The 26,550-nt window shown below is 72.7% G+C and carries 25 protein-coding genes; 11 read left to right on the top strand and 14 right to left on the bottom strand.

Features of this window, described 5'->3' with window-relative positions; translation table 11 throughout:
• Positions 1-9 precede the first annotated feature (9 nt).
• The gene (locus ACTYVM_RS07035; protein ID WP_445525060.1) at positions 10-714 is read right to left on the bottom strand and encodes a FadR/GntR family transcriptional regulator; all 705 of its coding nucleotides are present in this window, start codon (positions 712-714) and stop codon (positions 10-12) included.
• Positions 715-856: 142 nt separating this feature from the next.
• Between ACTYVM_RS07035 and ACTYVM_RS07030 the strand changes: the two genes are divergently transcribed.
• Both ACTYVM_RS07030 and ACTYVM_RS07025 read left to right on the top strand, forming a co-directional pair.
• Positions 857-1,396 carry a gluconokinase gene (locus ACTYVM_RS07030; protein ID WP_445525175.1) on the top strand — a complete coding sequence of 180 codons (540 nt, stop codon included), beginning with the start codon at positions 857-859 and terminating at the stop codon, positions 1,394-1,396.
• Positions 1,397-1,475: 79 nt separating this feature from the next.
• Positions 1,476-2,873, top strand: coding sequence for a GntT/GntP/DsdX family permease (locus ACTYVM_RS07025; protein ID WP_445525059.1), 1,398 nt, complete (start codon positions 1,476-1,478; stop codon positions 2,871-2,873).
• Between the two features lie 130 nt (positions 2,874-3,003).
• On the opposite strand, the gene ACTYVM_RS07020 is transcribed toward ACTYVM_RS07025, so the two are convergent.
• The 4 genes from ACTYVM_RS07020 to ACTYVM_RS07005 all read right to left on the bottom strand — a co-directional run bounded on the left by ACTYVM_RS07020 (position 3,004) and on the right by ACTYVM_RS07005 (position 7,022).
• Entirely contained in the window at positions 3,004-3,630 is a 627-nt protein-coding gene (locus ACTYVM_RS07020; RefSeq protein WP_445525058.1) for a cytochrome b/b6 domain-containing protein, read from the bottom strand.
• Positions 3,614-4,357: a molybdopterin-dependent oxidoreductase gene (locus tag ACTYVM_RS07015; protein ID WP_445525057.1), complete on the bottom strand. Its 744-nt coding sequence runs from the start codon at positions 4,355-4,357 to the stop codon at positions 3,614-3,616. The genes ACTYVM_RS07020 and ACTYVM_RS07015 overlap by 17 nt, the downstream gene beginning before the upstream one ends.
• A gap of 87 nt (positions 4,358-4,444) precedes the next feature.
• The gene (locus ACTYVM_RS07010; RefSeq protein ID WP_445525056.1) at positions 4,445-6,016 is read right to left on the bottom strand and encodes an APC family permease; all 1,572 of its coding nucleotides are present in this window, start codon (positions 6,014-6,016) and stop codon (positions 4,445-4,447) included.
• A gap of 55 nt (positions 6,017-6,071) precedes the next feature.
• Complete coding sequence (locus ACTYVM_RS07005) at positions 6,072-7,022, bottom strand: hypothetical protein (protein WP_445525055.1); 951 nt, start codon at positions 7,020-7,022, stop codon at positions 6,072-6,074.
• Positions 7,023-7,458: 436 nt separating this feature from the next.
• On the opposite strand from ACTYVM_RS07005, the gene ACTYVM_RS07000 reads away from it, so the two are divergent.
• From ACTYVM_RS07000 to ACTYVM_RS06985, 4 genes are all read left to right on the top strand, one after another.
• On the top strand, positions 7,459-8,370 hold the full coding sequence (locus ACTYVM_RS07000; RefSeq protein ID WP_445525054.1) for a DMT family transporter: 912 nt from the start codon (positions 7,459-7,461) through the stop codon (positions 8,368-8,370).
• A gap of 206 nt (positions 8,371-8,576) precedes the next feature.
• Positions 8,577-9,092, top strand: coding sequence for an NUDIX hydrolase (locus tag ACTYVM_RS06995; protein ID WP_445525053.1), 516 nt, complete (start codon positions 8,577-8,579; stop codon positions 9,090-9,092).
• 112 nt (positions 9,093-9,204) lie between these two features.
• Positions 9,205-10,227 (top strand): phosphotransferase family protein, encoded by a 1,023-nt coding sequence (locus tag ACTYVM_RS06990; RefSeq protein ID WP_445525052.1) that lies wholly within the window; start codon positions 9,205-9,207, stop codon positions 10,225-10,227.
• Between the two features lie 5 nt (positions 10,228-10,232).
• Positions 10,233-11,456 carry an acyl-CoA dehydrogenase family protein gene (locus ACTYVM_RS06985; protein WP_445525051.1) on the top strand — a complete coding sequence of 408 codons (1,224 nt, stop codon included), beginning with the start codon at positions 10,233-10,235 and terminating at the stop codon, positions 11,454-11,456.
• An 88-nt stretch (positions 11,457-11,544) separates the two neighbouring features.
• Here ACTYVM_RS06985 and ACTYVM_RS06980 read toward each other — a convergent pair whose 3' ends face one another.
• Positions 11,545-12,138 (bottom strand): TetR/AcrR family transcriptional regulator, encoded by a 594-nt coding sequence (locus tag ACTYVM_RS06980; protein ID WP_445525050.1) that lies wholly within the window; start codon positions 12,136-12,138, stop codon positions 11,545-11,547.
• Positions 12,139-12,293: 155 nt separating this feature from the next.
• Complete coding sequence (locus ACTYVM_RS06975) at positions 12,294-13,058, bottom strand: SDR family oxidoreductase (protein WP_400031865.1); 765 nt, start codon at positions 13,056-13,058, stop codon at positions 12,294-12,296.
• A gap of 187 nt (positions 13,059-13,245) precedes the next feature.
• Here ACTYVM_RS06975 and ACTYVM_RS06970 point away from each other — a divergent pair, with 187 nt between their 5' ends.
• Complete coding sequence (locus ACTYVM_RS06970) at positions 13,246-14,487, top strand: exo-beta-N-acetylmuramidase NamZ family protein (protein WP_445525049.1); 1,242 nt, start codon at positions 13,246-13,248, stop codon at positions 14,485-14,487.
• Positions 14,488-14,583: 96 nt separating this feature from the next.
• Here ACTYVM_RS06970 and ACTYVM_RS06965 read toward each other — a convergent pair whose 3' ends face one another.
• Positions 14,584-17,379 (bottom strand): penicillin acylase family protein, encoded by a 2,796-nt coding sequence (locus tag ACTYVM_RS06965; protein ID WP_445525048.1) that lies wholly within the window; start codon positions 17,377-17,379, stop codon positions 14,584-14,586.
• A 251-nt stretch (positions 17,380-17,630) separates the two neighbouring features.
• Here ACTYVM_RS06965 and ACTYVM_RS06960 point away from each other — a divergent pair, with 251 nt between their 5' ends.
• Positions 17,631-18,233, top strand: a complete 603-nt coding sequence (locus ACTYVM_RS06960; RefSeq protein WP_400031871.1) for a hypothetical protein — start codon at positions 17,631-17,633, stop codon at positions 18,231-18,233.
• Positions 18,234-18,418: 185 nt separating this feature from the next.
• Here the strand turns inward: ACTYVM_RS06960 and soxR are convergent, their stop codons facing one another.
• Positions 18,419-18,895, bottom strand: a complete 477-nt coding sequence (gene soxR / locus ACTYVM_RS06955; RefSeq protein WP_400031873.1) for a redox-sensitive transcriptional activator SoxR — start codon at positions 18,893-18,895, stop codon at positions 18,419-18,421.
• Positions 18,896-19,006: 111 nt separating this feature from the next.
• Between soxR and ACTYVM_RS06950 the strand changes: the two genes are divergently transcribed.
• Positions 19,007-19,468, top strand: a complete 462-nt coding sequence (locus ACTYVM_RS06950; RefSeq protein WP_445525047.1) for a MaoC family dehydratase — start codon at positions 19,007-19,009, stop codon at positions 19,466-19,468.
• Between the two features lie 20 nt (positions 19,469-19,488).
• On the opposite strand, the gene ACTYVM_RS06945 is transcribed toward ACTYVM_RS06950, so the two are convergent.
• A complete protein-coding gene (locus ACTYVM_RS06945; RefSeq protein ID WP_445525046.1) occupies positions 19,489-20,112 on the bottom strand; it encodes a TetR/AcrR family transcriptional regulator in 624 nt (207 codons plus the stop codon).
• A gap of 101 nt (positions 20,113-20,213) precedes the next feature.
• A complete protein-coding gene (locus tag ACTYVM_RS06940; RefSeq protein ID WP_400031879.1) occupies positions 20,214-20,501 on the bottom strand; it encodes a YiaA/YiaB family inner membrane protein in 288 nt (95 codons plus the stop codon).
• Positions 20,502-20,660: 159 nt separating this feature from the next.
• On the opposite strand from ACTYVM_RS06940, the gene ACTYVM_RS06935 reads away from it, so the two are divergent.
• Positions 20,661-21,302: a TetR/AcrR family transcriptional regulator gene (locus tag ACTYVM_RS06935; protein ID WP_445525045.1), complete on the top strand. Its 642-nt coding sequence runs from the start codon at positions 20,661-20,663 to the stop codon at positions 21,300-21,302.
• A 94-nt stretch (positions 21,303-21,396) separates the two neighbouring features.
• Positions 21,397-22,320 carry a DMT family transporter gene (locus ACTYVM_RS06930; RefSeq protein WP_445525174.1) on the top strand — a complete coding sequence of 308 codons (924 nt, stop codon included), beginning with the start codon at positions 21,397-21,399 and terminating at the stop codon, positions 22,318-22,320.
• Between the two features lie 21 nt (positions 22,321-22,341).
• Here ACTYVM_RS06930 and ACTYVM_RS06925 read toward each other — a convergent pair whose 3' ends face one another.
• The 3 genes from ACTYVM_RS06925 to ACTYVM_RS06915 all read right to left on the bottom strand — a co-directional run bounded on the left by ACTYVM_RS06925 (position 22,342) and on the right by ACTYVM_RS06915 (position 26,356).
• The gene (locus ACTYVM_RS06925) at positions 22,342-23,424 is read right to left on the bottom strand and encodes a Zn-dependent alcohol dehydrogenase (RefSeq protein WP_445525044.1); all 1,083 of its coding nucleotides are present in this window, start codon (positions 23,422-23,424) and stop codon (positions 22,342-22,344) included.
• Positions 23,425-23,438: 14 nt separating this feature from the next.
• Positions 23,439-24,827: an aldehyde dehydrogenase family protein gene (locus tag ACTYVM_RS06920; protein WP_445525043.1), complete on the bottom strand. Its 1,389-nt coding sequence runs from the start codon at positions 24,825-24,827 to the stop codon at positions 23,439-23,441.
• A gap of 152 nt (positions 24,828-24,979) precedes the next feature.
• Positions 24,980-26,356 (bottom strand): ABC transporter ATP-binding protein, encoded by a 1,377-nt coding sequence (locus ACTYVM_RS06915; RefSeq protein ID WP_445525042.1) that lies wholly within the window; start codon positions 26,354-26,356, stop codon positions 24,980-24,982.
• Positions 26,357-26,550: the final 194 nt, after the last annotated feature.

Raw genomic sequence — 26,550 nt, 5'->3', positions numbered from 1 at the left:
CGCGCCGGGCTACGGTGCCAGGACGTCCAGTTCCTGGAGGGCGCCGACGGTGATCTCACGGGTCAGCCGCTCGGCGCGGTCCGCGTCGCGGGCCCGGACCGCCTCGGCGAGCTGGACGTGGAGGGTGACGGCGGCGGGGTCGGGCTCCTCGAACATGACCTCGTGGTGGGTGCGGCCGGCCAGGACCTCGGCGACGACGTCGCCGAGGCGGGCGAACATCTCGTTCCCGGAGGCGCTGAGGATCACGCGGTGGAAGGCGACGTCGTGGACCAGGTACGCCTCAAGCCGGTGGTGGCCGCGTGAGGTGGCGACCATGCCGAGGGCGCACTCGGTGAGCTCGGCGCACTGTTCGGGGGTGGCGAGCCGGGCGGCCAGGCCCGCGGCCACCGGTTCGACGGCGGAGCGCAGCACGGTCAGCGACCGCAGCTGCCGGGGCCGGTCCGCGCCGGCCAGGCGCCAGCGGATGACCTGCGGGTCGTAGACGTTCCACTCGGTCTGCGGGAGTACGGTCACGCCGACCCGGCGGCGCGAGGCGACCAGGTGCATGGACTCCAGGACGCGGACCGCCTCGCGCATCACGGAGCGTGACACGTCGAAGCGCTGCGCCAGTTCGTCGGTGCGCAGCACGCTGCCCGGCGGATACTCGCCCGCGGTGATGGCGGGGCCGAGGGTGTCCAGTACGCGGCCGTGCAGCCCTCGGCCCGGTGTGCTCATGCACTCAGCGTACGGGGCAGATCACGTTCCCAAAAAGTCAGACTTATATGTCACAGAGACTTGAATTAGTCGTACCTATGGGTTTCAGTGTGGCGGACGCCGGATGTCGGCGTCCCATGTCGAGGAAGACAGCGAGGCAGTGATGCGCACCCCCCACGTCGTCGTGGTGATGGGCGTCGCCGGCACGGGCAAGACCACGATCGGTCCCCTGCTCGCCGCCCGGCTCGGCGTCCCGTACGCCGAGGGCGACGACTTCCACCCGCAGGCCAACATCGCGAAGATGACGGCCGGGATCCCGCTCGGCGACGAGGACCGGTGGCCGTGGCTCGACGCCATCGGCGCCTGGGCCCACGGGCGGGCGGGGCTCGGCGGGGTGGTGAGCAGCTCGGCGCTGAAGCGGTCGTACCGGGACCGGCTGCGGGCCGCGGCTCCCGGCGTCGTCTTCGTGCACCTGACGGGCGACCGGAAGCTCATCGAGGACCGGATGGCGCACCGCCGGGGTCACTTCATGCCGACGGCGCTGCTGGACTCCCAGTTCGCCACGCTGGAGCCGCTCCAGAGGGACGAACGGGGCGTCGCGGTCGACGTCTCCGGGTCGCCCGAGGAGATCGCCGCACGCGCGGTGGCCGCGCTGGACGGCCTCGACAGCTCCACGCAGTCCCCGCAGGACCAGCGGCTCTGAGCCCCGGCGCCGCTCCCCCGCACTCGCCGACTGCGGCACTCCCCTTCCCACCGTCCCTCTTCACCTGCAAGGGAACACCGTGACCAGACTCAGCGTCGAGATGCTGGCAGCGGACGCGCCCCCGCCGATCACCTCGGCCGGCCACGCTCAGCTCGGCATCGCCGTCCTCGCGGGCATCGCCGTCATCGTCCTGCTCATCACCCGGTTCAAGCTGCACGCCTTCCTGTCCCTGACCATCGGATCGCTGGTGCTCGGCGCGGTCGCCGGGGCACCGCTCGACAAGGCGATCACCAGCTTCACAACGGGCCTGGGCTCCACCGTCGCCGGCGTCGGCGTGCTGATCGCCCTCGGCGCGATACTCGGCAAGCTGCTCGCCGACTCCGGCGGCGCCGACCAGGTCGTCGACACGATCCTGGCGAAGGCCAAGGGGCGGGCGATGCCGTGGGCGATGGTGCTGATCGCCTCCGTGATCGGTCTGCCGCTGTTCTTCGAGGTCGGCATCGTGCTGCTGATCCCGGTCGTGCTGATGGTGGCCAAGCGCGGAAACTACTCCCTGATGCGCATCGGCGTCCCGGCGCTGGCCGGTCTGTCCGTGATGCACGGTCTGATCCCGCCGCACCCCGGCCCGCTGGTCGCCATCGACGCGGTCAAGGCCAACCTGGGCGTGACGCTGGCGCTCGGCATCCTCGTCGCCATACCCACGGTGATCATCGCCGGTCCGCTCTTCTCCAAGGTCGCGGCCCGCTGGGTGGACGTCCCCGTCCCGGACCGGATGCTGCCCCAGCGTCCGTCGGAGGAGCTCCAGCGGCGTCCGGGCTTCGGCGCCACGCTGGCCACGGTGCTGCTCCCGGTGGTGCTGATGCTCGCCAAGGCCCTGGTCGACATCGTCGTGGACGATCCGACGAACCTGACCCAGCGCGTCTTCGACGTCATCGGCTCGCCGATGATCGCGCTGCTCGCCGCCGTGCTCGTCGGCGTGTTCACGCTGGGGATGCCGGCCGGGTTCAGCAAGGAGCGCATCTCCTCGACCGTCGAGAAGGGCCTCATGCCCATCGCCGGCATCCTGCTGATCGTCGGCGCGGGCGGCGGCTTCAAGCAGACGCTGATCGACTCCGGGGTGGGCCAGATGGTCCTGGACATCTCCAAGGACTGGTCGATCCCGGCGCTGCTGCTGGCCTGGCTGATCGCGGTGGCGATCCGGCTCGCGACCGGTTCGGCGACCGTGGCGACCATCTCGGCGGCCGGTCTGGTCGCCCCGCTCGCGGCCGACATGTCGACCACGCACGCCGCCCTGCTGGTGCTGGCGGTCGGCGCCGGCTCGCTGTTCTTCAGCCATGTCAACGACGCCGGGTTCTGGCTGGTGAAGGAGTACTTCGGGCTGAGCGTCGGCCAGACGATCAAGAGCTGGTCGGTCATGGAGACGATCATCTCGGTGGTGGCGGGCGCCCTGGTCCTGCTGCTGTCCCTGGTGATCTAGCCGTACGCCGTCGGCGGCGGCCGTGTCCGGACACCACCCGGTCACGGCCGCCGCCTCCGTATGCGCCCGCATCCCCGCGAACCGACGGTGGCCCTACGAGCGGCCGGTGGCCTACGAACCGCCGGCGGCCCTACGGGCGCCACAGCGGGTGCTGTTCCGCCGCCCACGCGCGCGTCACCAGGCCGGTGCGCAGGCCTCGGCGGGCCTCCGGGTCGCCGAGGGCCATGCCGATGTGGCCGGCCAGGACGACGCCGACGGTCAGGGCGAGCCAGTCGTGGACGAAGGTGGCGCTGGTGCGCCAGGCCACGGGGGTGAGATGGGTGAACCACATCATCAGACCCGTACCGAGCATGACCAGGCCGGCGCCGGCGATCCAGGCGGCGTAGATCTTCTGGCCGGCGTTGAACTTCCCGGCCGGGCGGGAGGCGGCCCGGCGGTCGCGGCGCAGGGCGGCGCGCAGCCAGACGCGGTCGTGCCGGCCGAAGCGGTTGAGGAAGCGCAGGTCGGCACGGAAGGCGCGGGAGGCCAGGCCCAGCAGGACCGGTACGGGCAGGGCGACGCCCGCGCACTCGTGGACGCGGACGACCAGTTCGCGCCGGCCGACCAGTTCGGCGAGCTGGGGGATGTACAGGAAGGCCGCCGTCATCACGCACACGCCCATGAGCGCGGCCGTGGTCCGGTGCACCCAGCGCTCGGCCCGGGTGAAGCGGCGGACGCGGGTGCCGGGCGGGGCCGGGGTGTCAGCTCGTAGGGGCATCGCCGCGTCCGTTCGAACGGCCGACCCAGGCGTCGACGTCGTAGCCGAGGTGCTCCCAGTAGCCGGGCTCGACGCGGTCGGTGACGGTGATGCCGGAGAGCCACTTGGCCGACTTGTAGAAGTACATGGGGGCCACGTACAGGCGGACCGGACCGCCGTGCGCGTAGGTCAGGTCCTCGTCCCGCATGCGCAGCGCGACCAGCACGTCGGGGCGGCGGGCCTGGGCGAGGCTGAGGCTCTCGGTGTAGGTGCCGTCGAAGCAGGTGAAGCGGACGGCTCCGGCGCCCGCCCGTACTCCGGCAGCGTCGAGCAGCCGGGAGAGCCGTACGCCCTCGAAGGGGGTGCCGGGCACCCGCCAGCCGGTGACGCACTGGACGTCGCGGACCAGGCGGGTCCGGGGCAAGGCCCTGAGGTCGTCCAGCGTGTAGGTGGCGGGGTGGTCGACGAGGCCGTCGACGGTGAGGCGGTAGTTCGTGGCGTCCTTGTGCGGGACCGAGGCGGCGACCGAGTAGTAGCGGAAGCCGCCGCCGTTCGGCAGCAGGCCGGTCAGACCGGTGGGGTCCTTGCCCGCCACCGCGCCGAGCAGGTCCTCCATGCCGCGTTGCAGCGTGGGCGCGGTGGCCACGCCGAGGGCGCCGAGGCCGAGGGTGGCGAGGAAGATGCGGCGGCCGATGGGGCGGCCTTCCTCCTCGGGCCGTCCCTCGTCCTTTGGAAGTCGGGGGTTCACTCCTCCATTCGAGCACCCGCGCCCCCGGACGGGCCAGGGATCGCGGGTGCTCGTCAGACTTCCGTCATCGTTTCCGGTGGCCGGCGCTCAGGACGCCGCCTCGGCCGCCTCCGCAGTCTCCTCCGCCTCCGCGGCCTTCTCCAGCTGGAAGGCCTCGTTGCCCAGTCCGATGCGGGCGTGCGCCTCCGGCCGGCGGGAGCGCAGTACGGCGCCCTGGACCAGGCCGACGACGAGGGCGAGGCCGATGATGCCGGGCAGCACCCGGCTCAGGGCCGAGCCGGGGCCGGCGTCGACCAGGACGTCGAAGTCCTTGACGGTGTAGGTGGCGATGACCAGCAGGGCCACCGCGGCCACGGCGGAGGTGACCAGCCGCCAGGCCTGCGCGGCCGCCGCGCCGCGCCGGACGAAGAAGACGATCACCGACACGCTGGCCGCCGCCATCAGCACGATCACACCGAGCGCGCCGAGGTTGCCGAACCAGGTGAACAGGTGCAGCACGGGCGCGGTGGGGTCGCCGGCCGGCTTGTCGTCGGTGACGGCGAAGGCGATCACGATGACCAGCGAGACGATCGTCTGCGAGAGGGATCCGGTCGCGGGCGCGCCGCTGGAGCTGGACGTGCGCCCGAAGGCGGCCGGCAGCAGGCCCTCGCGGCCCATGGCGAAGGCGTACCGGGCGACGACGTTGTGGAAGCTCAGCATGGCCGCGAACATGCCGGTGACGAACAGGACGTGCAGGACGTCGGTGAAGGTGGCGCCGAGCCGCGACTCGGTCAGGGTGAACAGCAGCCCCGCGCTCTCCTTCTCCGCCGTGCCGATGATCGCCGAGGGGCCGGTGGCGACGGTGAGGGCCCAGCTGCTGATCGCGAAGAAGACGGCGACGCCCGCGACGGCGAGGAACATCACGCGCGGGACCAGGACGTGCGGGCGGCTGGTCTCCTCGGCGTACACCGGGGCCTGCTCGAAGCCGAGGAAGGCCGCTATGCAGAAGCACAGCGCGGTGCCGATGCCGGCGCCGGCGAGCGTGTCCGGGTTGAAGGCGTGCAGGGACAGGCCCTCCTTGGCGGGGTCGGCGACGGCCGCCACGTCGAAGATCACGACGAGTACGACCTCGATGACCAGCAGCACGCCGAGCACGCGCGCGTTGACGTCGATCTTCAGCCAGCCGAGCGCCCCGACGACGGCCGCGGCCACGAGCGCGGGGATCCACCAGGCGACGCTGAGGTCGGCGTACGTGGCGAACAGGTTGGAGACCTCGAAGCCGAAGATCCCGTAGATGCCGGCCTGGAGCGCGTTGTAGGCGACGAGGGCGACGAGCGCCGCGCCGGCGCCCGCCGTGCCGCCCAGGCCGCGGGAGATGTAGGCGTAGAAGGCGCCCGCGTTGTGGACGTGGCGGCTCATCTCGGCGTACCCGAAGCTGAAGAGGATCAGGACGGTGCCGAGGAGTACGAAGAGCAGCGGCTGTCCGACGATCCCCATCACCGCGAATGTGGTGGGCATGACACCCGCGACCACCATGAGCGGGGCGGTCGCGGCGAGCACGGAGAGCAGCAGGCCCCCCGTGCCGAGGCGGTCGGCGCGCAGGGCGCGCTCCTGCCCCTTGAAGGTGCTGATGCCGCCCTCGGCGGTGGCTCTGCTCGTGCTCGAACTGCCCGTCGTCATCGGGGGTTCGTCCTTTCGGCGTCGGGGTCGTGGTGCGTACGGGATGTGCGGGGCACTACACCGCACCGAGCGCGCCGGCGCGCGCGATGCGGAAGGCGGTGTACGGATCTCGGTCGGGGTACGCCCACGGCGCCGGCGTGGGATGGTCACCGATGCGGTGGAACAGGGCGGTGGCCTCGGCGCCCCGGCCCTCGCAGTGCTTGGCGTGGGCGAGGAAGTTCAGATCGACCAGGCGGCGCGGATGGCCCTCCTGCTCCCACTCCAGCCACCAGTCGAAGGCGGACTTCATCACCTGGCGGGCCCGGCGGCCCGTCCAGTGCCCGGAGGCCGCCGGGTCGGCCTGCGCGTGGCCGGCACCGGCCAGGACGCGGTAGCGCTCGGCGTGCGCGACCACCGGGAGCATGGCCAGCGGTGAGTCGGCGGGCGCCTGCTCGGCGGCCCAGTTGGCGAAGTCGTAGACCTCGTGCAGCGGATCCGGGCCGGCGTCGGCGTGCCGCTCGGCCAGCTGGGCCACCATCAGGTGGTGGGCGTGGTGGTGCTCGGGATGGCGGTGGCGGACCTTGTCGAAGAGGCGGACCACCTCCTCCTCGTCGCCCAGGCCCCGCTCCAGCAGGAGCAGGCCGAACCACGGCGTGGGGTCGGCGGGCGCGAGCTCGGCCGCCGTCCGGCAGGCCTCGCGGGCCCGGTCGGGCTTCTCCCGGCCGCACAGGGCCTGCTGGACCAGGGACAGGCCGAGCAGGACGGAGGCGTCGGCGGACTCGGGCTCGGCGAGCAGCCAGTCACGGGTCCAGGCCGTGGTGTGGGACTCCTCGGCGAGGACGGTGAGGCGGTGCCCGCGGCGGTCCCAGTCGTCCTTGGTGCGGACCAGCAGCGAGCGCACAGCCTGCCACCGCCCCTGTGCCAACGCCGCGCGCGCCTCACGGAGTTCGGTGTCGTCGAGAGCGGTGTCGAAGACCTGGGCGGCTCGCTTGCGGCCGCGTCCGAGGGGAGGCGGGGGTGGGGACACCGCGGAACTTCCTCACGCGCTCTTTGTTCGTGGCCTGGTACGCCCAGGGAGCGGCCCCCGTTCGGCCCACCGGCCTCGGCTGCTCGTCGGTCATCGGCTTGCCATCGGCTGATCACGGACAGCAAACCCCCAGCCCATGCTCTCCGTCAAGGGTCGCCCGTGCGTTACACGCGTCAACTGCCTTTTGACAGCCGGTACTTGTGAGGGCGCCCGGCGGCCGTGCCGTGGCGCCGGTCCGTCCCGCGGGAGGGTCACTCCCCTGGCGTACGCCAGGGCGCGGTGGTGCCTCAAGTTCGCCCGCGGCCCGGAGCTGCGCCCTCGCCGCTGATCGCGGGACGTCGCGACCGGGCCGGCCGAGCGGATCCGGGTCGTCCCGGCAGCGGGGCGGGCCCCGGGACGCTACAGTCGGCCATTACGCACCCCGTGGCCCGGCCGGATGATCGAGGTACGCAGCGTGTCGGTTCTGGTTGTGATTCTCGCCGTCAGCGCCGCCTGCTGCCTGGGCTTCGGTTTCGTGCTCCAGCAGAACGCGGCCCAGCGGGCACCGCTGACCGACTTCCTCTCGCCCCGGCTGCTCCTCGACCTGATGAAGGTGCCGCGCTGGCTGGGCGGTCTGGGGCTGATGATCGGCGGCATGATGCTGGGCGCCTTCGCCCTGGGCCGGGGCGAGATCTCGCTGGTGGAACCGCTGCTGGCCACGAACCTGCTGTTCGCCCTCGCCCTGTCCCGCCGGCAGACCAGACAGCCACTGGGCGGCCAGGGCTGGGCGGGGCTCGTCCTGCTGGCCGGCGGCGTGACCGCGTTCATCGTGGCGGGCCGGCCGCGCGCGGGCAGCGCCGTCACCGATCCGCTGCGGCACTGGCTGATCATCGGTGCGGTGGTGGGCGTGGCCCTGCTGCTGACGGCCTTCGCCAAGCGCTCGCGGCTGAACTGGGGACCGGTCCTGCTGGCGGTGGCCGCCGGGCTGCTCTACGGCGTGCAGGACGCGCTGACCCGGGTGAGCGGGCAGCGGTTCTCGGCGGGCGGCTGGGCGGAGCTGTTCACCGGCTGGCAGCCGTACGGGCTGCTGGTGATCGGCGTCACCGGGCTGATCCTGGTGCAGAGCGCGTTCGAGACGGCGCCGCTGCGCATGTCCCTGCCGGCCCTGACCGCGGCCGAGCCGCTGACCGGGATCGCCTGCGGGGTGGGGTTCCTCGGCGACCGGCTGCGCACCGACACCGGGGCGCTGGCCTGGGAGGCGTCGGGCCTCGCGGCGATCGTGGCGGGCATCGTCCTGCTCGGGCTGCACCCGGCGATGCCCTACGGGTCGGGAGTACCGGCGCAGAAGCGCGACCTACAGGCACGCTGAGCCGGGCGGGGCCCGCGGCACCGGCCTGGCCGGCGGCCCGCATGAAGGCGCGGCCCGCTCAAAGACGCAGCCCGCGTGGATGTGCGGCCCGCTCGGAGACGCAGCCCGCGTGGATGTGCGGCCCGCTCGGAGACGCAGCCCGCGTGGATGTGCGGCCCGCTCGGAGATGCAGCCCGCGTGGATGTGCGGCCTGCTTGGATGGCGGCATGAGCGCTTCAGACGAGATCCTCGACATCGTCGACGAGCACGACCGGGTCGTCGGGCGGTCCCCGCGCGGCGAGGCCTACGCCAGGGGGCTGCGCCACCGCTGCGTCTTCGTCCAGGCCCGGGACGCCAAGGGCCGCCTCTTCGTCCACCGGCGCACCCCCACGAAGCTGGTCTTCCCGTCCCTCTACGACATGTTCGTCGGCGGGGTGGTCGGCGCGGGCGAGGCCTACGACGACGCCGCCCTGCGCGAGGCCGAGGAGGAACTGGGGGTGACGGGGCTGCCCCGCCCCGAGTACCTCTTCAAGTTCCTGTACGACGACGGCGCCGGCCACACCTGGTGGTCGGCCGTCTACCAGGTCCGCTGCGACCTCCCGGTACGCCCGCAGGCGGAGGAGGTCGCCTGGCACGACTTCCTTCCGGAGGCCGAGGTGGAACGCCGCCTGGGCGAGTGGCCGTGGGTACCGGACGGACTGGCCGCCTACGAGCGCCTGAAGGCCCACCGCTCGCCGGGGTGACCCGGACCCGACGACGACACCGGGCTTGTGGGGGCTTCGGTTTGCGCACTGGACGGCATACCGACCGGTCGGCATCATGTGGGGGACCCGTTCGTCCGTCAGAGGAGTGTTGATGAGCCCCGACCACCCGCCCGGACTCGATCTCGACCAGCTGCGCGGACTGCTCGACCGGGAGCGGCCCGGTCTGGTGCGGGGCCCGCTGACCGGCCGGCTGATCGAGGGCGGACGGTCGAACCTCACCTACGCGGTCTCGGACGGCGCCTCACGGTGGGTCGTACGGCGTCCCCCCTTGGGCCACGTCCTGGCCACCGCGCACGACATGGGGCGCGAGCACCGGGTGATCAGCGCCCTGCACCCGACCGAGGTGCCGGTGCCGCGCCCGGTGCTGCTGTGCGAGGACGAGGACGTGCTCGGCGCGCCGTTCTACCTCATGGAGTTCGTCGAGGGCACCCCGTACCGCACCGCGCGGCAGCTCGCCCCGCTGGGCGAGGAGCGCACCCGCGGCGCCGTGCTGTCCCTGGTGGACACCCTCGTCGAGCTGCACACGGTGGACCCCGCCGAGGTGGGCCTGGCCGACTTCGGGCGCCCCGAGGGCTTCCTGGACCGCCAGCTGCGCCGCTGGGGCAAGCAGCTGGCGGCCTCCCGCAACCGCGAGCTGGCCGGAGTCGACGAACTGCACGCGGCGCTCGGGCGCGCGCTGCCCGCCTCCCTCGCCCCGACCGTCGTGCACGGCGACTACCGCCTCGACAACGTGCTGCTCGGCCCGGACGACCGGATCACGGCGGTCCTCGACTGGGAGATGTCCACCCTCGGGGACCCGCTGACCGACCTGGGTCTGCTGGTGATGTACAGCACGCCGCTGGGCATGCCCGACTCGCCGGTGTCCACCACCGCCGAGGCCCCGGGGCACCCGTCCGCGGCGGAGCTGGTCGAGCGGTACGCGGAACGCTCGGGGCGCGACGTGCGGGCCGTCTCCTGGTACACGGCGTTCGCCTGGTTCAAGCTCGCCGTGATCCTGGAGGGCATCCACTACCGGTACACGCTCGGCCAGACGGTCGGACCGGGCTTCGACCGCATCGGCGACCTCGTCCCCGTCTTCGTCGACCACGGACTGACCACTCTTCAGGAAGGCTGACGGACATGGACTTCGCGTTCGACGCGCGCACCGAGGAACTGCGGGCCAGGCTCCTGGCCTTCATGGACGAGTACGTCCACCCGGCCGAGGCGGTGGCCGAGGAGCAGCGGGCCGCGCCGGCCTCCCCGTGGGACACCCCGGCCGTGGTCGAGGAGCTGAAGGCCGAGGCGCGCAGGCAGGGCCTGTGGAACCTCTTCCTGCCGGACGCCGAGTACGGCGCCGGGCTGACCAACCTCCAGTACGCCCCGCTCGCCGAGATCACCGGCCGCTCCCCGCACCTCGCCCCCACCGCGCTGAACTGCGCGGCGCCCGACACGGGCAACATGGAGGTGCTCGCACAGTTCGGCGACGAGTGGCAGAAGAAACAGTGGCTCCAGCCGCTGCTCGCGGGCGAGATCCGTTCTGCGTTCGCGATGACCGAACCGGAGGTGGCCTCCTCGGACGCCACCAACGTCACCACGCGCATCGAGCGCGCCTCCGACGGCTCCGACGAGTACGTCATCACCGGCCGCAAGTGGTACATCTCCGGCGCGATGAACCCGGACTGCAAGATCTTCATCGTGATGGGCAAGACCGACCCGGACGGCCCGGACATCCGCCGCCAGCAGTCCATGGTGCTCGTGCCGCGCGACACACCCGGCGTCACCGTGCGGCGCGCGATGCGGGTCTTCGGCTACGAGGACCACTCCCACGGCGGCCACGCCGAGGTGGTCTTCGACCACGCGCGCGTACCCGTCTCCCACCTGATCGGCGAGGAGGGCGGCGGCTTCGCCATCGCCCAGGCCCGGCTCGGACCCGGCCGCATCCACCACTGCATGCGGCTGATCGGCATGGCGGAGCGGGCGATCGAGCTGATGTGCCGGCGGGCCGTGTCCCGCACCGCCTTCGGCAAGGCGCTGGCCCAGCAGGGCGTGGTCCACAACTGGATCGCGGACGCGCGGGTCACCGTCGAGCAACTGCGGCTGCTGGTGCTGAAGACGGCCTGGCTGATGGACACCGTCGGCAACAAGGGGGCGCACACCGAGATCCAGGCCATCAAGATCGCCACGCCGCGCGCGGTGGTCGACATCCTCGACCGGGCGATCCAACTGCACGGCGCGGGCGGTTTCAGCCAGGACCTCCCGCTCGCCGAGCTGTACGCGGGCGCGCGCACGCTGATGATCGCCGACGGGCCGGACGAGGTCCACCAGCGGTCGCTGGCGCGGCGGGAGCTGAAGAAGTACCTCTGAGCACCCGCACGGGCGCGTGCGGGTGCGTGACGGGTCCGGCCGGCCGGCCGGACCTGGACGGCCGGCCGGCGCTACGCGCGCCCGCCCGCTACGGCCGCAGCGCCCGCAGCAGCAGGTCGGCCAGGTGGTCGGCGACCTGCTGGGGGCTGAGCGGGCCCTCGGGGCGGTACCAGGTCGACAGGTGGTGGACGGAACCGAAGTGGTAGTCGACCACCAGGTCGGCCGGGGTCGCCGTGGAGAAGACGCCGGTCCGCTGGCCCTCCTCGACCAGCGCGCGGAAGCGTTCGTGGTAGCGCCGGCGCTCGGCCCGCACCTGCTTGTTCTTCTCCGGTCCGAGGTGGTACATCGAGCGGAAGAAGATCATGGCGTCGTCGAGGTTCTCGATGGTGGTGACCACCACGTCCGCCGCCGCGTCCCGCAGCCGCTTCTCGACCGGTTCGTCTGCGTCCGCGAACGCGTCCAGGCGCTCCTGCTGGACGCGCAGCACGCGCGCGTACACCTCGTGCAGGAGGTCGTCCTTGGAGCCGAAGTAGTGGTACAGCGCCCCCTTGGTGACACCGGCCGCCTCGACGATCTCCTGCACCGAGGTGCGGTCGTAGCCCCGCTCGGCGAAGAGCCGGGTGGCGGCGGCCAGGAGCCGCTGCGGCACCGGAGCGCCGCCTGAGTCCGTCGTTCTGGGCACCTGCCGCCACCTGCCTTCCGTGTTCCTGTTCGTTTGCGTTCCTGTTCGCCCTGCTGCCTACGGGAACGCGGTTCCCGACGGAGGATCTTCCCATTCGCCGTCCCCGGCAGGTACGGCAGGATCCCGGTCGGCCCCGGTCGCTCGCGCCCCGGGTGTCACTGGATCTCCTCCCATTTCCGCTGGAGGTGGTTCATGTTCGTGAGCCAGCGGTCGGGGTCGACGGCCCGGGCCCGGTAGAACCCGGCGACCTCGGGGTGCGGCAGGATCAGGAAGCGGTCCTCGGCGATGCCCTCCAGCAGGGCGTCGGCCACGTCCTCGGGTTCGATCGCGGTGGGTCGCAGCACCAGGTCGCCGGCGCTGCCGGTGGCGGCCAGCATGTCGGTGCGCACGCCCTGCGGGCAGATCGCGTGCACCTTGATCCCGCGGTGGCGGTAGGTCAGCGACAGCCACTCGGCGAAGGCGTAGGCGCCGTGCTTGGTGACGCTGTACGGGGCTGCGCCGATCATGGTGAGCAGCCCGGCCGCGGACACGGTGGACACGAACCGGCCGCTGCCGCGTTCCAGCCAGGCCGGGAGCAGCGCCTGGGCGGCGCGGACGTGGGCCATGACGTTGACGTCCCAGGCGTGTGCCCACACCTCCTCGCCGGCCGCCTCCGAACCGCCCGAGCCGAGGCCCGCGTTGGCACAGTAGACGTCGACCGTTCCGCCGAGCGCGTCGCGGGCCGCGGCGACGACCTCGGAGGCGTCGCCCGGGAGCGCGATGCCGCCGATCTCCCCGGCGACGGACGCGGCCCGGTCGGCGTCGAGGTCGTTGACGACGACCCGGGCCCCCTCGGCGGCGAACCGGCGGGCCAGCGCGGCGCCGATGCCACCCCCGGCTCCGGTGACGACCACTCCCGCATCCCGCACGGCTCGCACCATCGGTCTCCTTCGTCATGGCTCCGACACGACACGGATCGGCTGGACTCCGCCGCATCAGACTAACCAGTCGGTATGTGGTACTGGAAGGGATCTCCGCAAGGAGGCGCGGTCCGCTTCGTTCCCTGGAGCACGGACGCACGCTAGCGTGCGTGAACATGACACCCGCAGCGATCACGGAGGTCACTGTATGAAGCTGTCCAGACGGAGCCTGCTCGCCACCACCGCCGCCGCGGCGGCCACCGGGGCCATGGCGGCCCCGGCCCAGGCCGCTCCCGGAGGCAACAGCCCGCTGCGCACCGGTTTCGAGCGCCTCGACGCCGGGGGCTACGCCTCGCTGCGCGGGCAGCGGGTCGGGGTCGTCACCAACCCGACCGGCGTCACCCGGGACGTGCGGCACATCGTGGACGTGATGCACGCCGACCGCCGGGTGAACCTGGTGGCCGTCTTCGGCCCCGAGCACGGCTTCCGCGGCACCGCGCAGGCGGGCGGCTCGGAGGGCCGCTACGACGACCCGGCCACCGGGCTGCCGGTGTACGACACGTACCTCAAGAGCGGGCAGCCGCTCGCCGACGTCTTCACGGCCTCCGGCGTGGACACGGTCGTCTTCGACATCCAGGACGCGGGCGCCCGCTTCTACACCTACATCTGGACGCTCTACGACTGCATGGAGGCCGCGGCCCTGGCCGGCAAGCGCTTCGTGGTGCTCGACCGGCCCAACCCGGTGACCGGCCGGGAGGCCCTGGGACCGGTGCTGCACCCGGAGTTCGCGACCTTCGTCGGACGGAAGCCGATCGCGCAGGCGCACGGCATGACCGTCGCCGAACTGGCGCGGCTGTTCAACGGCGAGTTCCTGACCACGCCGGTCCCGCTGGAGACCGTCCAGATGACCGGCTGGCGGCGGTCGGACTTCTACGACGCCTCCGGGCTGCCCTGGGTGCCGCCGAGCCCGAACATGCCGACCCCCGACACCGCCCTGGTCTACTCCGGAACGTGTCTGTTCGAGGGCACCAACCTGTCGGAGGGACGGGGCACCACCCGCCCCTTCGAGCTGCTCGGCGCGGCGGGCGTCGACGGGCGCTGGGCGGCCGCGGCCAACGCGCTGCACCTGCCGGGCGTGTACTTCCGGGAGGCGTACTTCGCGCCCACCTTCTCCAAGTTCCAGGACACGACCGTCGGCGGTGTGCAGATCCACGTGCACAACCGCAACGCCTTCGATCCCGTGCGGACCGGGATCGCGCTGCTCGTGACCGCCAAGCAGGTCTGGAGCGGCTTCGAGTGGCGCTCGGACAACTGGATCGACACGCTCACCGGATCCACCCGGGTGCGCACGACGATCGACGCCGGCGCGGGCACCGACGAGGTGGTGGCGGCCTGGCAGCAGGAGCTGGCCGCGTTCCGGAAGACACGGAAGAGGTACCTCCTCTACTGATGAGCCGTGCCCCCTGGTGCTGATGAGCCGTGCCCCCGGCCGGCCGGCCGCCCGGTCGGGTCGACCGGGCGGCCGCCATCCCTCGTCCACCGGCGCCTAACGGTGGCTGGTGTACTCCACGACCTGCTGGAAGGTCGGGCGGTTCTGCCAGCCGATCCTCCCGTGCCCGATGCCGCCCAGGGCACGCTGGACGATCGAGTCGGCGCACCACTGGTCGCCCGCGGAGCACTGGTCGTCGCCGGGGTAGACCTGGGCCCGGGTCGCCGCGGCCGCCTGCTTCAGGGTGCCGATCAGGGTGTCCCGGCAGGCGCTCGGGCTGCCGCCGCCGCAGAACGTCCGCGCCAGCGGACCCCGCACCGGCTGACCGAGCACCGCCCGGATGTCCTTGTCGACATAGCTCCACCAGCCGTACTGGAAGGCGCTTCCGGCGTGTGATCCGGTCGGGCCGTGCCCGGCCGACGGGGACTCGTCGACCGGCAGGTCGGCGGTGAAGGCGCCGTACAGGTCGCTGCCGAGCCCCGGTTCGAACTCGGCCTTCACCAGCAGCGGCCACCAGGCGTCCAGGATCCTGATGGCCTCGGCGTCGGCGTAGGTCCTGGAGCCCGCCGAGGTCTCGGTGCGCCTGGCACCCGCGGACAGCCATGTCTGGAGCCTGCCCACCGCCGCCGCGGCCGCGGAGTCGGTCACCGGCGAGCTGTTGATCACCTTCAGCAGGTTCGGCAGCACGTCCTCGGCCCTGAGGTCGGTCACGGCCGCGTCCTCCATCGCCTTCACCAGCGAGGCACGGGTCACCCCGCCGGCCGCGACCAGCTTGCTCACCCGGTCCTCCAGCAGGTCGCCGCGGTGCACGGAGCCGTTGCCCCAGGAGGCCGCGGAGTAGTCCAGGGCCTGCCTGTTGTTCCAGGAGACGTAGTAGTCCTGGTCGACGGAGGCGGGGTGGGCGGCGGGCGGGGTGTAGTCGGCGGTGTTGGCCGCCGGGTCCCAGTTCCGCCACTCGTACGCCGGCCGCGCCCGCACCGGGAACTCGGCGTCCACGCCGTTCGCCCGCACCGGGTTGTCGCCGCTGTTGTAGTACGCGGTGTGCCGGGAGTCGGCGTAGAACCAGTTGAACGTGTAGTTGATGTGCTGCGTGGCCTTCTGGAAGTCCTCGGGGCCCTGGACGAAGTCGGGGTCGTTGAGCATCTGGAAGCCGACGATCGAGTCGGCCTCGTGCAGGAAGGAGGAGCGCAGGGTGGTGTAGGCGACCTTCTTGCCGCCGACGGTGGCGCGGTACTCGACCGGGCCGTACTTCGTGCGCCACACGCGCATGGTGTAGGAGCCGGCCGCCGTTCCGTCGGCGACGGTGGGCTTCCAGGAGTTGGTCCGCTCGACCTCGTCCATGGCCGTGCAGGTGCCTCGGTACAGGTAGTGGTGGTCGTCCTGGCACAGTTCGACGGCGTAGGTGTCGATGATGTCCTGGCCGGAGGTCGTGGCGCTCCACGAGTAGTCCTGGCCGCGCCCGAGTTCGACGTACATGCTCAGGCCGGCGAAGGAGGCGCCGCGGGCGCTGATGCCCGGACCCTGGATCTCCTGGAGCATCAGCAGCTGGGGCGCGAAGTAGCCGGTCTGCGGGCCGAAGACGGCGACCGGGTGGCCGCTCGCAGTGTGCTCGCCGCTCACGACGAGGGCGTTGGACATGCCGCGCCGTGCGGAGGACAGGGCGCTCTTCGCGGCCGAGGAGGTGGCGCCCCGCGCGGCCGCGGTCGCCGCGCTGCCGGTGCGGTCGTACACCAGCGGCTCCTGGGTCACCGAGCCGGCGTCGGGCAGGGCCAGACCCTCGGGGGCGTCGGGCTTCGTCGCGTACGGGTAGCTCCTGCCGTCGTGCACGGTCAGGACGGCCTCGGGGTCGTTGCGCTCCCGGAAGGACTCCCAGACCCCGGTGCCCTCCTCGACGCCGAACTTGGCCTGGGCGGCCAGCAGGGACAGCGCGTTGTCCACCTCGCCGCCGCCGCCCGAGCCGAACAGGGCGCCGACCACGGAGCCCAGCGCCACCAGGTCGGTGACCTTGAAGTGGGCGATGGTGCCGGCGTTGGTGATCGAGTCCTTGTGGCCGGTCAGGACGTACTCGCCGGGGAAATAGCGGCCGGAGTCGGAGGCGTCGATGTAGGCGTTGATGCCGTCGAGGTAGGCGGTCACGTCGGCGAGGACCTGCTGCCCGCGGGCGCCGTTGCCCGCCACGGCGCGGTCGATCTGCGCCTGGAGGTCGGCCTCGGTGTACGGGGCGTTGCGCCAGAACTCCTGCTCCAGGCCCTGGTTGGCGGCCGCGCCGCCGGCGAAGGAGGTCAGCTGCCCGCGGCCGACGTGCCGGAAGACGTCCATGAGCCACAGCCGGTCCTGGGCGGCGGCGTACCCGGCGCCGAACTCGGTGCCGTAGCGGGTGGTGCCCGTGATGTGCGGTACGCCGGTCTTCCTGTCGCGGACGATCGTCACGTCGGCGCGGCCCGCGGGCCGCACGGTGGAGGCGACCTGTCCGGAGGGGACGCCGAACGAGGCGTCGTTGAAGAAGGAGTTGATCTTCGCGTCGGTGAGCGCCGGGTAGCCCGTGGCCAGGTCGGCGTACGGGCCGAGCTGGTCCTCGGCGTGGCCGGGCTGGATGCCGAAGGCCTGGTTGAGGAGGATCTCGGCGAGGGTGGCGTTGCCGTTCTCGCCGGGCGGCAGGATGTCGGAGCACTGGCCGCCGCAGTGGTCGGCCGCGCCCGCGGTGCCGGCCGGCGTCCCGGCCGCCGCGGCTTGGGAAAAGGGTGACAAAAGACCGGCAATGAGGACGCATACCGATGCGGTCTTCAGGAACCCGGGGAATCCGCGGGGAGTTCTCAGTCTGTCGAGCGCGATGCGTGGGGTGCGCCGTGGCATGGCAACTCCTCCCTGACGGGGGTGGTGCCGGACGTTACCGCCGGTATCCCCCCGAGGGAAGATGAACATGCGTCACTTTTTGGCGGCACCCCGTGAAGGTCAACCAGGGCGGCGTTATGGCGGACATCGGAAAACGGATGGAGCCGGATCGGGCGTCGGCACGTCTATCCGGCGGAGCAGTCGTGACGGCTCCGTACGACGACGCCGCAGTGACCGAAGTGCGGATGCAGGTGTGACGGAGGTGCAGGGCGATGGCCGGTTTCCGGAGTCTGGCGAGACAGGTGAGGGACCCGCGGTGCGATCTGGCGCTGCGGCGTTACTCGCTGCGCAAGTGCCTCGAGCGGTTCGCTCCCTATGGGCACAGGGCGACCTGGGACCATCTGTGCTCCCGGGCCGGGTTCGGTCCCGAGGACAGGTCCCCCGATCCGGTGCGGCTCGTGGCCGCATTGGACGAGTTGGAGGAGGCGCGTTCGGTGTGGCTCGACTACGAGGCCGGGTTCGCCAGGCGCCGTAAGCAGGAGAAGCACGACGGGCTGCGCAGGCCGGGCAGCGTCGACGACTGGCACCGGATGACCTGGGGCGGCTTCGGGGTCGCCTGGTGCGACGACCCGCGGGTGCACCCGCGCGAACCGCTGGCCGAGGTGCTGCGCCGGCTGATCGCCGCACTGGAGCGCGAACCGGGTGCCGCGTGCCCGGTGTGCGGCGGGGAGCGGCTGGCCTGGACGTACGACCTGGATCACGAGCCGTCGTCCGGACCGGTCTGCGCGGACTGCGGGATCCTGGTCCCGCTGCCCGTCCTCAAGCCCGAGGCCCTGGCGTACACGAGGCGCGGGCGGCTGCTGATGTCCGCCTGACCCACGACGACAGGCCCTCCACGAGGGGTGCGCCGGTCCTGCCGGACGGACGAGAGGACGCCGCGAAGCCCGCCCGGCAGTCCGGAGCCCGCCCGGCGGATCGGCGGCGCGCCGGCGGCGCGGGCCTGGCGGCCACGGCGCGCGGTTCGTCGAGCCACCGGTCCGCGCCCGCGCACCGACCGAGGCTACGCGCGGCCGGTACCGCTCCCCCGCTCCGCCATCAGACGTGAGCCCGTCAGACGTTCGCCGAACACGTCGTCCGGGTTGGACAGCACACACGTGTCCAGGGACAGGCAGCCGCAGCCGATGCAGTCGGTGAGGTGGTCGCGCAGGCGGTTGAGCTGCCTGATGCGCTCGTCGAGTTCGGAGCGCCAGGCCTCGGAGAGGCGGGCCCAGTCCTCCCGGGTGGGGGTGCGCTCCTCGGGGAGCCGGGCGAGCGCCTCACGGATCGTGGCGAGCGGGATGCCCACGCGCTGCGCCGCCCGGACGAAGGCGACCCGGCGCAGGGTGTCGCGGGAGTAGCGGCGCTGGTTGCCCGATGTGCGGCGGCTGCTGATCAGCCCCTTGGACTCGTAGAAGTGCAGGGCGGAGACGGCGGCGCCGCTGCGCGCCGCCAGCTGGCCGACGGTCAGCTCGTGGATCTTCTCGGGGATCTGGGGCACCTCTCAGAGCCTACCCACCGCGCTACCCGCCCGGTCCGTTGACAGGGGCCTCGCGGCCGACCATGCTAAGCAGTTGCTTAGACTTCGTCCCCGAGGTGGGAGGCCCGACACATGGCAGAGCCGAGGATCTTCACGTCCCCCGGTGAACTCAGGGCGGCGGTGGGTGAGCGGCTGGGGCACACCGACTGGCTGGAGATCGACCAGAAGCGGATCGACCTGTTCGCCGACGCGACCGGCGACCACCAGTGGATCCACGTGGACCCGGAGAAGGCCGCCGCCGGTCCCTTCGGCACCACCATCGCCCACGGCTATCTGACCCTGTCGCTGCTCCCGGTCTTCGGGCCGCAGCTGATCGAGGTCGAGGGTGTGCGGATGGGCGTCAACTACGGCACCAACAAGGTCCGTTTCCCCGCCCCCGTCCCGGTCGGCTCACGGCTGCGGTGCACCGCCGTGATCACCGGCGTGGACGACGTGCCGGACGGGGTGCAGGTGACCGTCGCCTTCACCGTGGAGCGCGAGGGCGGCGACAAGCCGGTGTGCGTGGCGGAGTCGGTGGTGCGGTACTACCGGTAGGCCGGCCCCCGGGGGACGTGCTACCCGGCCCCGACCATCCGCAGCACGAGGTCGGCGTACAGCGCGCCGACCTCCTCGGGGGTGCGGGGGCCGTCGACGTCGAACCAGCGGGCGACGTCCACGCACAGGGACAGCACGGCCAGCGTGGTGCCGCGCACGTCCAGCACGTCGAACTCGCCCGAGGCCACGCCCTCCTCGATGACCTCGCGCACCTCGGCGTCGACCTGGCGGCGCAGCGCGAGGATCTCCGCGCGGGCGGCCGGACCCAGCGAGTCGAGTTCGTACTGGACGACCCGGGCGGTGGTGCGCCCGCCCGCGTGCCAGCGCACGAAGGAGCTCACGGCGTCGGCGAGCCTCTCGGTCGCGCTGCCGTCGCGCCGGGTGGCGGTGCGCAGGACCTCCAGCGCCTTCTCATGGCCGATCCGGCTGATGCGGTGGAGGAGTTCCTCCTTGGTCCGGTAGTGGATGTAGAGGGCGGCCGGGCTCATTCCGGCCCGGCCCGCGATGTCACGGGTCGTCGTCGCGTGGTAGCCCCGCTCGGCGAAGGCCTCCACGGCGGCCACGAGCAGCCGCCGGGCCGCGTCCGGGGTGACCTCGCCCCACGGCTCCGGGTCACCGCCCGCCGTCTCCTCCGCCGTAGTCATCGCTCGCTCGCCCCTCCTGGTCGCGTCAGGGGGTCCACCATACCGCCGAGGGTGAGCGCTCGCTTAGCCTGCCGGGTCGGCACCGTGCGCGACCCACGGCCTCACAGCTTCTCGAACGGATCGTGTTCGGCGAGCAGCTTCTCCAGGCGGGCCTGGTCGACCCGGCTGACGATCCGCCCCGCCTCCTGGCGGTCCCTGATCACCTTGGCGAGCGTGAAGGAGGAGGTGACAAGGTACAGGACGGCGATGGCGAGGAAGGCGCGCACCCAGGCGTCGGCGTTCAGCCTGAAGATGCCGACGGTGGTGGCCGCCATGGCGATGGCGAAGGAGGCGACCGACTGGCCGTAGAAGGCGGCCGTGCTTTGCTGTTTGACCGGTGTGTCACTCATGGCGACCAGCGTCGGCCCACGGTCCCGCCGCCGCATCCGCCCGGATACTCAGCTCGCGTACTCAGCAACCCGGGTACCGGCGCCGGGCCCGGAGCGTCCGCGCGGGCGACGCCCGTGCGGACGGCGCCCGTGCGGTCCCGCGGCTCTACGATGTGCGCCATGGCCCGACCCCGCACCCCGCTCCTCAGCACCGGCCGCATCGTCGCGACGGCGCGGGAGCTCGTGGACGCGGAGGGCCTGGCGGCCGTCTCCACCCGCCGGCTCGCCGCCGAGCTCGGGGTGAGCGGGCCCTCGCTCTACAACCACTTCCGGACCAAGGACGAGATCCTGGAGGCGGTCGCGGACTCGGTGAGCGCCCAGGTCGACCTGTCGATGTTCGAGGACGGCCGGGACTGGCGGACCGCGCTGCACGACTGGGCCGTGTCCTACCGGGCCGCCCTGCGCGCGCATCCGAACATCGTGCCGGTCCTCGCCCGCGGCCCCGGCCGCCGTCCCGCCGCGCTGCGGCTGGCCGACGCGGTCTACGGCGCGATGGCCGACGCGGGCTGGCCCCCGGCGCAGGCGACCTCGATCGGCGCGCTGATGCGGTACTTCATCATGGGCTCCGCGCTCGGCTCCTTCGCCGGCGGTTTCGTGGACGACGCCGGCGCCTACGACCCGGCCGACTACCCGCGCCTCGGGCAGGCCCATCTGCTGGCCGAGCAGCAGGAGAAGATCGACGAACGCGCCTTCGAGACCGGCCTCGCGGCCCTGCTGGACGGGCTGGCGCGACAGTACGAGCAGATGGAGCGGAGCGCGTGAGCACACCGCCGCGCTGAGTGCGCCGCCGGCCGGTCCTGGCCGTCCGAAATCCGCGAGCCCTGCCCTTTTCACCCGCCTAGCCTCAGGAAGCATGATGAGCATCCCCCCGTCCCGCCTGGCCGCCGCGGCCGCCACGGTCACCGTGGTGCTGTGGGCCTCCGCCTTCGTCTCCATTCGCAGCGCGGGCGCCGCGTACTCACCGGGCGCGCTGGCCCTCGGGCGGCTGCTGGCCGGGGCCCTGACGCTGGGTGCGATCTGCCTGGTGCGGCGGGAGGGGTGGCCGCCGCGGGCGGCCTGGCGCGGGATCGCGATATCCGGGCTGCTGTGGTTCGGCTTCTACATGGTGGCCCTGAACTGGGGCGAGCAGCGGGTGGACGCCGGTACCGCGGCCCTGGTGGTCAACGTCGGCCCGCTGCTGATCGCGCTGCTCGGGGCGCGGCTGCTGGGGGATCCGATGCCGCCGCAGCTGCTGGCGGGCATGGCGGTGTCGTTCGCGGGGGCGGTGACCGTGGGCCTGTCGATGTCGGGCGAGGGCGGCTCCTCGGTGCTGGGCGTGGTGCTGTGCCTGCTGGCGGCGGTCGCGTACGCGTCCGGGGTCGTCGCCCAGAAGCCGGCGCTGGGTCGGGCGAGCGTGCTGCAGGTGACGACGTTCGGGTGCCTGGTCGGTGCGGTCGCCTGCCTGCCCTTCGCCGGCCGGCTGCTCCACGAGGCCGCCCGGGCCCCGCTGCCGGCCACGCTCAACATGGTCTACCTCGGCGTGTTCCCGACCGCGCTCGCCTTCACGACCTGGGGGTACGCGCTGTCCCGTACGACCGCGAGCCGGATGGGCGCGACGACGTACGCCGTCCCCGCGCTGGTGGTGCTGATGTCGTGGCTGGCGCTGGGTGAGGTGCCCGGGCTCGTCACTCTGGTGGGCGGGGCCCTGTGCCTGGCCGGAGTGGCGGTGTCCCGCTCCCGCCCGCTCCGCCGGACCCCGCGAACGGCGCGCGAGGAGCCCCGGCCGGAACGCGTGTCCTGACCCGGGCCCGGGCAGCGCGCCTCAGAACTCCACCAGCGCCCGGCCGCCCTTGCCGGCCAGCATGTTCTCGAAGGCGGCCGGGATGTCGTCCAGGGAGATCCGGTCGGTGACCAGGGTGGTCAGGTCCAGCCGGCCGGTGCGGACGTGCTCGGCGAGCACGGGCAGGTCCCTGGCCGGATCCGAGTTGCCGTAGACGCAGCCGGTCAGGGTGCGGCCCCAGTGGAAGAGTTCCAGGGCGTTGAAGGTGACCTGCTCGTCCTTGCCGCCGATGCCGACCACCGTCGTGCGGCCGCCGCGGCGGGTGGAATCCCAGGCGGCGCGGATGGTGACCGCGCGGCCCACGCACTCCACGGCGGCGTCGACCCCCTGCTTCCCGGTGAGGGCGCGGATCTCGCGGGGGGTGTCCGCGGTGGCCGGGAGGAAGTCCGTGGCGCCCGCCCGGCGGGCGAGTTCCTCCTTGTCCGGGGAGAGGTCCACGGCGACGATCCTCTCGGCGCCGGCGATCCGGGCGGCCTGGAGGGTGGCGAGGCCCACTCCGCCGACGCCGAACACCGCGACCGTCTCGCCGGGGCGCACCTTCGCCGCGTGGTGGACGGCGCCGTAGCCGGTGAGGACGGCGCAGCCGAGGAGCGCGGCGTCGGTGACCGGGACGCCGTCCGGCAGGGGCAGCACGCACGAGGCGGCGACCACCGTCTCCTCGGCGAAGGCGGCGACGTTCAGACCGGGGTGCAGTTCGGTGCCGTCGCCGGTGCGGGCGTGCACGTCGGCGGCGCCGTCCATCGCGCGGGCGCACAGCCAGACCTCGCCGAGCGAGCAGGCGTGGCACCTCCCGCAGGACGGCGCCCAGTTGAGCACCACCGGGTCGCCGGGAGCGACATGGGTGACGCCCTCGCCGACCGCGAGGACGGTCCCCGCTCCCTCGTGGCCGAGGACGGCGGGCACCGGTACCCGCAGGGTGCCGTTGGTCAGGGACAGATCGGAGTGGCAGACCCCGGCAGCGGCGAGCCGGACGCGGACCCGACCGGGCCCGGGCTCCGGCAGTTCGATCCCGGTGATCTCCAGCGGGGAGCCGATGGCGGGCAGGACGGCGGCACGTACGGCCATGACGCGGGACTCCCTTAGAACTGGAGGGACTTGGTCTGAAGGTACTCGGTGAGGCCGTGCGCGCCGAGTTCGCGGCCGACGCCGGACTGCTTGTAGCCGCCGAAGGGCGCGAGCGGGTTGAACCGGCCGCCGTTGATGTCGACCTGGCCGGTGTCCATCCGGCGGGCGAAGGCCACCGCCTCCGCCTCGTCGCCCGCCCAGACGGCGCCGGCGAGGCCGTAGACCGTGCCGTTGGCGATGCGCAGGGCGTCCTCCTCGTCGTCGTAGCGGAGGACGGTGAGGACCGGGCCGAAGATCTCCTCCTGGGCGACGGCCATGCCGGGGGTGACGTCGGCGAGGACCGTGGGGCTGACGAAGTAGCCCCGCTCGCACGGGGATTCGGGGCCGCCCGAGACGAGGCGGGCGCCCTCGGCGACACCCTTCTCGATGTAACCGCGCACACGCGCCCGCTGCTTGGCGTTCACCACGGGGCCGATGCGCTCGCCGTACTTGGCGGCGGCGGTCGCGGCCAGGGCGACGGCCTCCTCGTACTGGTCGCGGTGGACGAGCATGCGGGTCCAGGCGCTGCACGTCTGGCCGGAGTTGGACATGACGTTGGCGACGCCGACGTTCACCGCCCTGGCGAGGTCGGCGCTCGGCAGGATGACGTTGGCGGACTTGCCGCCCAGTTCCAGAGCGACCCTCTTGACGGCGCCGCCCGCGATCGCGCCGATCCGTTTGCCGACGGCCGTGGAGCCGGTGAAGGAGACCAGGTCCACGTCCGGATGCTCGGCAAGCGCCTGCCCGGCGACCGGGCCGAGGCCGGTGACCAGGTTGAACACGCCCGCCGGGAGTCCGGCCTCATCGACCGCCCCGGCGAACAGCCGGGCGGTGAGCGGGGTGTCCTCGGCGGGCTTGAGGACGACGGTACAGCCGGCGGCCAGCGCGGGGGCGGCCTTGGCGACGATCTGGTGGAGCGGGTAGTTCCAGGGGGTGATCGCGCCGACCACTCCGACCGGCTCGTGGTACACGGTGGAGTTGCCGACCTTCTCCTCGAAGGCGTACGTCGCCGCCAGGTCGGCGTAGGAGCCGGCGACCGCGATCGGCAGGCCCGCGTGGACCGTCCGGGCGAAGGCGGGCGGGGCGCCGAGTTCGGCGGTGACGGTCTCGGCGATCTCCTCCTCGCGGGCCGCCAGCGCGTCCCGCAGGGCGGCCAGGCGGGCGGCCCGTTCGGCGGGCGGTGTGGCGGACCAGCCGGGCAGGGCGGCGCGGGCCGCGCGTACGGCCGCGTCGACGTCCTCCGCGGTGCCCGCGGGCACGGTGCCGATCACCCGTTCGTCGGCCGGGTTCACCACCTCGATGACGTCCGGGCCCGCGGCGGGACGCCAGGCGCCGTCGATGTACATGCCGTCGTGTGCCTTCATCGTGCTCCTCCGGGGCGGGGGCCGTCGCCGGTCGTGTCCGCGTGGACAGGCTTCCGCGTGGACAACCTACTGACAGCCCACAAACTAGCGCCGGTAGCTTTCGGCCGCCGCACGCCCCTCACCCGGCCGGCCCGCGGCCCGCGCCGGCGCCGTCACTCCTCCAGGTCGGGCAGGCGGTCCGGGGCCGGGCAGATGCGCTCGCCGCGCTGGTCGAAGACGAACAGGCGGGCGAGGTCGACCAGGAGCGGCACCTGCATGCCCTGCCGCAGTTCGATGTCCGGCGTGGTCCGCACGACCAGGTCGCCGGGCAGGCGCGGCTCGGGCGCGGCGATCGGTTCCGGCGCGGTGTCGGCGGGGTGCTCCAGCACCACCACGGGGCCCGCGCGCAGGGCGTCCGCCCGGTCCCGCAGCCGGTTGAGGACCGTGCCCTCGCGCCGGCGCCGCCGGGTCGGGCGCCGGACGGGGCGCGGGGCCTCCAGATCCGGTACGACGGCGGGGCGGGAGCCGGTGTTGAAGTGGACGAGGACCTCGTGGCCCTGGAACTCCACGTGCTCCACCAGCCCGGTGATCGCCACCTCCCCGGGCCGGGCGACGGGCGCGGGGGCTCCCGTTCGCCGGGACGAGGCCGAGAGCCTGGGGGCGATCCGGACCGCCTCCGAGCGCAGGCCCACGATCACCTCGCGGCCCTGCTGCACGCGCAGCAACTGGTGGTCCAGGGAGAGGGGTTCGGGCAGGCGCAGGAACTGCTTGCCCAGGCTGATGGTCATGGCGCCGTCGAGCGGGGCGCGGACCAGACCTCGCAGCAGGTTGATGCGCGGGGTGCCGATGAAGGCGGCCACGAAGACGTTGCGAGGCAGGGCGTACACCGCGCGCGGGGTGTCCACCTGCTGGAGGACGCCGCCGCGCAGGACGGCGACCCGGTCGCCCAGGGACATGGCCTCGGACTGGTCGTGGGTGACGTAGACCGTGGTGACGCCCAACTCCCGGGTCAGCTTGGATATCTCGGCGCGCAGGTGGTTGCGGAGCTTGGCGTCGAGGTTGGACAGCGGCTCGTCCATCAGGAAGGCCGAGGGGTGCCGGGAGATCGCGCGGCCCATGGCGACGCGCTGGCGTTCACCGCCGGAGAGCTGGCTGGGGAAGCGTTCGAGGATGTCCTCGATGCCCAGCATCCGGGCGGTGGCGTCGACGCGGCCGCCGGGGTCCGCGCCGGGCGACTCGATGCGCAGGGGGAAGCCGATGTTGTCGCGGCTGGTCATGTTCGGGTAGAGCGCGAAGTTCTGGAAGACCATCGCCATGTCCCGGCCGGAGGGCGGCAGGTCGTTGCCGTACTCGCCGTCGAGCAGCAGCTGCCCCTCGGTGATCTCCTCGAGTCCGGCGATCATCCTGAGCACGGTGGACTTTCCGCAGCCGGAGGGGCCGAGCAGCACCAGGAACTCGCCGGGTGCGATGTCGAGCGAGAGGCGGTCCACCACGCGGACGCCCTTGGCGTAGGTCTTGCTCACGTCGTGCAGAGAGATGGCGCGTGTCATGAGGCATTCCCCCGGGACTCACCAGAGCACTGAGGCTCCGCGGGTCGAACGCCTCGTGCGGGTCGTACGGGGCGTATGAGTCACGGAAGTTAACGGAATGTACGCACCTGGGGGAAGAGACCGGGCAGGATCCGATACCGCCGTCCGCCCGGCGAGAAAGCGGACGATCGCGTTCAGGGGCGGGCGGCCGGCGG

The sequence above is a fragment of the Streptomyces cyslabdanicus genome (assembly GCF_052663305.1).
This window is presented reverse-complemented; position numbering and strand designations above follow the sequence as displayed.